A 5,693-nucleotide genomic window follows, 5' to 3' on the forward strand; every position below is an offset into this window, starting at 1 on the left:
TGCCCGCGGGCGACCTGGCCGTGTCTGCGGTCGAGAAGATGGAAACGGCCGCCGACCAGTTGCAGCGCCAGATGCAAGGCATCGACGAGCGCCTGTGCGGCGTGGTGCGCATCGCCGCCACCGACACCATGGCCAAGCATGTGCTGATACCGGCCATGCAGCAACTGGCGGCCGATCATCCGGCAATCCGGGTGGTGCTGACGACCTCGACGCAAGTCTCCAACCTGACCCGGCGCGAAGCCGACCTGGCCGTGCGCAGCCTGCGCCCGACCAGTCCCGATCTGATTTCACGCCACCTGAAGCGACTGGCGCTCGGCCTGTACGCCTCCAGGAGCTACATCAAGAAGCACGGCCTGCCGCAACCGGGCACCGCGCTGGCGGGACATGACGTGGTGATTTACCAGCGTGCGATCTATGCGTCGCAGATCGACACCATCTGCGGCGAATCGACCGCCAATGCACGGGTGGCGATGGAAGTGAGTTCGGGATTGATGCTGCTCGAAGCGGTGGCGGCGGGATTGGGCATCGGCGAGTTGCCGACCTACATGGCCGACACGGTGCCGCAGCTGGTGCGGCTCTGGCCCGAGCGGGCCGAACCGTACGACATGTGGCTGGTGCTGCACAGCGACCTCAACCGCACCGCCCGCGTGCGGGCCGTGGCCGACGCCATTGTTGCCGCTTACGATCGTCTGGCAGCGCCCTAGCCTGACTCAGTCGAGGTCGGCCAGCACCTTGAGATGGGCCACCACGCTGCGGCCCAAAGCCGACAGGTTGTAACCGCCCTCCAGGCAACTCACGATGCGGCCGCGCGCGTGCTGTCGCGCCACGTCCATGATCTGCTTCGTCATCCAGGCGTAGTCGGCCTCCACCAGCGCCATCTGCCCCATGTCGTCTTCGCGATGGGCGTCGAAGCCGGCCGAGATGAAGATCATCTGCGGCTGGTGTGCATGCAAAGCCGGCAGCCACTTGTCGGTCACCAGCTGGCGCACCACGTTGCCCGCGGTATACGCCGGCAGCGGCTCGTTGAGGATGTGCGGCTCGGACGGATCGGCGCCGCTGAACGGATAGAACGGATGCTGGAAGAAACTCACCATCAGCACGCGCGGATCATGTTTGAATGCCGCCTCGGTGCCGTTGCCATGATGCACGTCGAAGTCGACGATGGCCACGCGCTCCAGACCATGAACGTCGATGGCGTGGCGTGCCGCGATGGCGACGTTGTTGAACAGGCAAAAACCCATCGGCGTGGTCGGCGTGGCGTGGTGTCCGGGAGGACGCACCGAGCAGAAGGCGTTTTCCAGCTCGCCGGCGATCACCGCGTCGGTCGCGGCGACGGCAGCGCCGGCCGCACGCAAGGCGGCGTTCCAGCTGTACCGGTTGATCGATGTGTCGCCGTCCAGCGGATAGTGAGCGAGGTTGTCCTGCGCCAGCGCGGCGGCGTTGTCGCGGATCAGCGCCACCGCGTTGGCGGTGTGCACGCGCTCGATGTCGGCGACGTCAGCCAGCGGCGCATCGCGTCGTTCCAGGAACTGGTCGATGCGGCTGGTGATCAGTTGATCCTCGATGGCCTGAAGGCGCAGCGGCGTCTCCGGATGCCAGTCGCCCATCTCGTGGCGCTGGCAGTCGGCATGCGTATAAAAAGCAGTCGTCATTGTTATCTTTGCTTTGTTCTTCCCGTGCGGGAGTGTCTCGTGGCATCTGTGACCTGTCCCGCTAGTGTACATCCAAGCGATCGGGGCAGAGTGGGCGGGGTCAATGAAACCCTGCCTTCGTTTGCTTCGCCTGCTCGGCCTGTCCGCTCTCTCCCTTGCCTGCCTGATCCCTGCGGCGGTCCATGCGGAATCGACGACCCGCAAGAACCAGACGGACAAGAGCAAAAGCAGCAACACGAAAGCCAAAAACGCCAGGCAAGCCAAGCCGAAAAAGAAAGCCGCCCCGGCCGATGACGGCGAGTTCGCCAATTTCAGCCAGTGGAAGGAAGTCAACGATTTCATCGACGACATGGTCGCCCGCAACGGCTTCGACAAGGCCGCACTGCAAGCGCTGTTCAACAAGGCCCGCTACATCGACACCGCGATCCAGCTGATCAAGCCGGCGCCGAGCGGCAAACCGAAGAACTGGCAAGCCTATCGCGCGCGCTTCGTCGAACCGAAACGCATCAACGCCGGCGTCGACTTCTGGAACGAGCATGAACTGGCCCTGTCGCGCGCCGAAGCGCAATACGGCGTGCCGGCCGAAATCATCGTCGGCATCATCGGCGTGGAGACCGTTTACGGTCGCAACACCGGCAACTTCCGCGTGCTCGACGCCATCACCACGCTGGCCTTCGATTATCCCAAGACCGCCAACCGCGACGCCCGCATGGCGTTCTTCCGCGGCGAGCTGGAAAACACGCTGCTGTTCGCGCGCGAATCCAACATCGATCCGTTCTCGTTGCTGGGCTCCTACGCCGGCGCCATCGGTTGGCCGCAATTCATGCCGAGCAGCATCCGCCAGTACGCCGTCGATTTCGATGGCAACGGCAAGATCGACCTGCGCAGCTCGCCGGTCGACGCCATCGGCAGCGTCGCCAATTTCCTCAAGATCCACGGCTGGCAGCGCGGCGAACCGACCGTGTTCCCCGCCACCGTCACCGACGCCGGCAAGATCGACAACCTGATCAACCAGGGCCTGGAAGCCAAGTTCAGCCCTGACGAATTGCGTGCCGCAGGCGTGGTCTCCGGCAGCGAACTGCCGGCCGGCCTGCGCTTCGGGCTGGTCGACCTGCAGAATGGCACCAACCCCACCGAGTACTGGATCGGCACCGCCAACTTCTTCGCCATCACGCAGTACAATCGCAGCTACTTCTACGCGATGTCGGTGGCTGAACTGGGCCGCGCCGTAGCAGCAGCGCGCAACCGCTGAGCCTGGCGCATCTGCTATGCCCCCACGGAGCGCGCCCAGAGCGCGCTCCAGCTTCTGACCTCCACCACTGAACCACGATGAAACGCATTGCTCCCCTGGCCTCCACGCTCATGCTGACGCTGGCCGGCACCTCGCTCGGCCTGCCCGCCGTCACCCGCGCCGCTGACACTTCCGACAACCAGGGCCAGGACCAGAGCCTGCCCACGATCAATGTCACCGCCAGCGGCGCTACTGGCACCCAGGCCCGCTCGGCCTCGGTGGCCGGCTTTGACGATGCGCCCCTGCTGGATACGCCGGCGTCGGTATCCGTGGTGACGTCCGCACAAATGAAGGACCAGCAATCGCGGCTGCTCTCGGACGTGGTCAAGAACGATGCCTCCATCAATGAGAACTATGCGCCGGTGGGCTATTACGAGAACTTCAGCATCCGCGGCTTCACGCTCGATCCGGCCAGCGCCTATCGCGTCAACGGGCTGACGGTCGCCGGTGAACAGACCATCGCGCTGGAAAACAAGGAACAGGTCGAAATCATCAAGGGACTGGCCGGCCTGCAAGGCGGCGTGCTCAACGCCGGCGGCCTGGTCAATTACGTGACCAAGCGTCCGGCCGACGTGCGCTCGGTCATGCTCGGCACCGACTCCAACGGTTCGCGCTACCTGTCGACCGACCTGGGCGTGCTGTTCGGCGATCATAAACAATTCGGCCTGCGCGTCAACGCCGCGCACGAAGACATCAATTCCTACGTCGACTACAGCAACGGCTATCGCGACTTCGCCTCGCTGGCGGCGGCGTGGGACATCAGCTCGAAAGCGCGTCTCGCGTTCAACATCGAATACCAGAAGAAGGCGCAGAAATCGGTCGCCGGCTATCAGCTGCTGGGCGGCACCACGGTGCCGTCGGGCGTCTCGCCGACCACCATGCTGTCGCCGCAGCCCTGGGTGCAACCGGTGCGCATCGATTCGCTCAACTTCAACACCCGCTTCGACCTGGAATTCAACGACAATTGGCGCGGCTACATCACGGCCGGTCGCAGCCGCGCGGTGATCGACGACTACCTGGCCTTCCCTTACGGCAGCAATGTCGCCACCGTGTTCTCGCCGACCTTCGCGGCCAACGGCGACTACGACGTGTACGACTATCGCAGCCCGGACGACACCCGTCGCAACGACGAGGCGCAAGCGGTCGTGCAAGGCAAGTTCAACATGGGCGCCCTCAGGCACGGCCTGACGCTGGGCCTGACCATGTCGCGCCGCGTGATCGACAAGTCGGACGGCATTTCTATCCCGGTCGGCACCGGCAACATCTACAGCCCGGCCGCTGCGCCCCTGGCGCCGTCGGGCGCCGATATCCCGGCCTCGTACCGTAACCTGGACAGCCGCCAGCAGGCGATGCTGTTCACCGACCGCGTGCAGTTCGGCGAACGCTGGGAAGTGCTGGCAGGCGGCCGCCAGGTCTGGCTGAAGGAAAAAACCTACGCCGCGACCGGCGCCACCACGCGCGACACCGACCGCAACCAATTCTTGCCGCAACTTGCGCTGATCTATAAACCGCAAGTCAACATGTCGCTCTACGGCAGCTACGCCGAGACACTGAGCATGGGCACGGCGGCGGCGTTCTGGCAGACCAACTACCCGACCATCCTGCCGCCGTCAGTGGCGCGTCAACTGGAAACCGGCATCAAGTACGACTGGAACAAGGACCTGAGTTTCACTGCCGCGATCTTCCGCATGAAGAAGGCTTACGAGTATCCGCAACCGGACGGCGCGGGCGGCTTCAAGTATGTCCAGCAGGGCAAGCAGACGCATACCGGCCTCGAACTCGGCGCCGCCGGCAACGTGACGAAGCAATTGCGCCTCGCCGCCAGCCTTGCCTTCATCCAGGCGCGCGCGGACGGTACCGGCACGCCGGCATACGACGACAAGCAAGCCGTCAACGTGCCGCGCCTGCGCGGTGCGCTGTATGCCGACTATGCGCTGGCGGCCTTGCCCGGCCTGAACCTGCAAGGCAGCTGGCTGTACAGCGGCAGCAAGAGCGCCACGCGCGACGGCAGCGCAACGGTGCCGTCGTATCACATCTTCAACACCGGCCTGCGTTACCAGACCAGGATGGGCGGCCATCCGACCACCGTGCGCCTGACGGTCGACAACGTGTTCGACAAGCGCTACTGGAAAGACACCGGCGAGTCGCTCGGCGACAGCTACCTGCACCTCGGTGCGCCGCGTCTGGCGCGCCTGTCGGTGCAGTACGATTTCTAAGTCGCCACCAAGCCAAACCAAGCCATGGAAGCCGCCTCCCATCACCTGACCCGCGTACTGAGCCACGGCATGAATGCCGACGCCGTGATATCGGACTGGCCGGCGCTGACCTCGGCCGAAGTGGCGCGCGTCCTGCTGCATTATCCGCAAGCCGGCGTGCCGAAGCGGCTGGTGTGGCATAGCCCGCGTCCTTTCTCCGCGGGTTGCGTGATGACGACCTCGACCATGGACGTGTTCGTCAAGCGCCATCATGTGTCGGTGCGCGACGTCGCCGGCCTGAGCGAAGAACACGGTTTCATCAATCACCTCCGCAGTCGCGGCATCGCCGTCAGCGAAGTGCTCACGACAGCCGACGGCGCCACCGCCTTCACCGACGATCACTGGACCTATGAAGTGCATGGCGTCGCCTCTGGCGTCGACCTGTATCGCGACGCGGTGTCATGGACGCCGTTCAGCAGCAGCGTGCATGCGCATGAAGCCGGCAAGGCGCTGGCGCGCTTGCATCTGGCCGCGCAGGACTACGCCGCGCCGGCA

General features: G+C 64.7%; 4 protein-coding genes and 1 pseudogene. 4 read left to right on the forward strand and 1 reads right to left on the reverse strand.

Features of this window, described 5'->3' with window-relative positions; genetic code table 11:
* The coding region (locus HLUSI_RS0121700; RefSeq protein WP_016835968.1) for a LysR substrate-binding domain-containing protein at positions 1 to 704 on the forward strand (704 nt) is incomplete at its 5' end.
* A gap of 6 nt (positions 705 to 710) precedes the next feature.
* Here HLUSI_RS0121700 and HLUSI_RS0121705 read toward each other — a convergent pair.
* Positions 711 to 1,652, reverse strand: a complete 942-nt coding sequence (locus HLUSI_RS0121705) for a histone deacetylase family protein (RefSeq protein WP_016835969.1) — start codon at positions 1,650 to 1,652, stop codon at positions 711 to 713.
* Positions 1,653 to 1,755: 103 nt separating this feature from the next.
* Here HLUSI_RS0121705 and mltB point away from each other — a divergent pair, with 103 nt between their 5' ends.
* The 3 genes and pseudogenes from mltB to HLUSI_RS0121720 all read left to right on the forward strand — a co-directional run.
* Positions 1,756 to 2,904: a lytic murein transglycosylase B gene (mltB, locus tag HLUSI_RS0121710; protein WP_040503774.1), complete on the forward strand. Its 1,149-nt coding sequence runs from the start codon at positions 1,756 to 1,758 to the stop codon at positions 2,902 to 2,904.
* 77 nt (positions 2,905 to 2,981) lie between these two features.
* Positions 2,982 to 5,159, forward strand: a complete 2,178-nt coding sequence (locus tag HLUSI_RS0121715; protein WP_016835971.1) for a TonB-dependent siderophore receptor — start codon at positions 2,982 to 2,984, stop codon at positions 5,157 to 5,159.
* A gap of 24 nt (positions 5,160 to 5,183) precedes the next feature.
* Positions 5,184 to 5,693 (forward strand): annotated as a pseudogene (locus HLUSI_RS0121720) (aminoglycoside phosphotransferase family protein); the annotation flags it as partial.

Origin of the sequence: Herbaspirillum lusitanum P6-12 (assembly GCF_000256565.1) — a bacterium.
Lineage (GTDB): Bacteria > Pseudomonadota > Gammaproteobacteria > Burkholderiales > Burkholderiaceae_D > Herbaspirillum > Herbaspirillum lusitanum.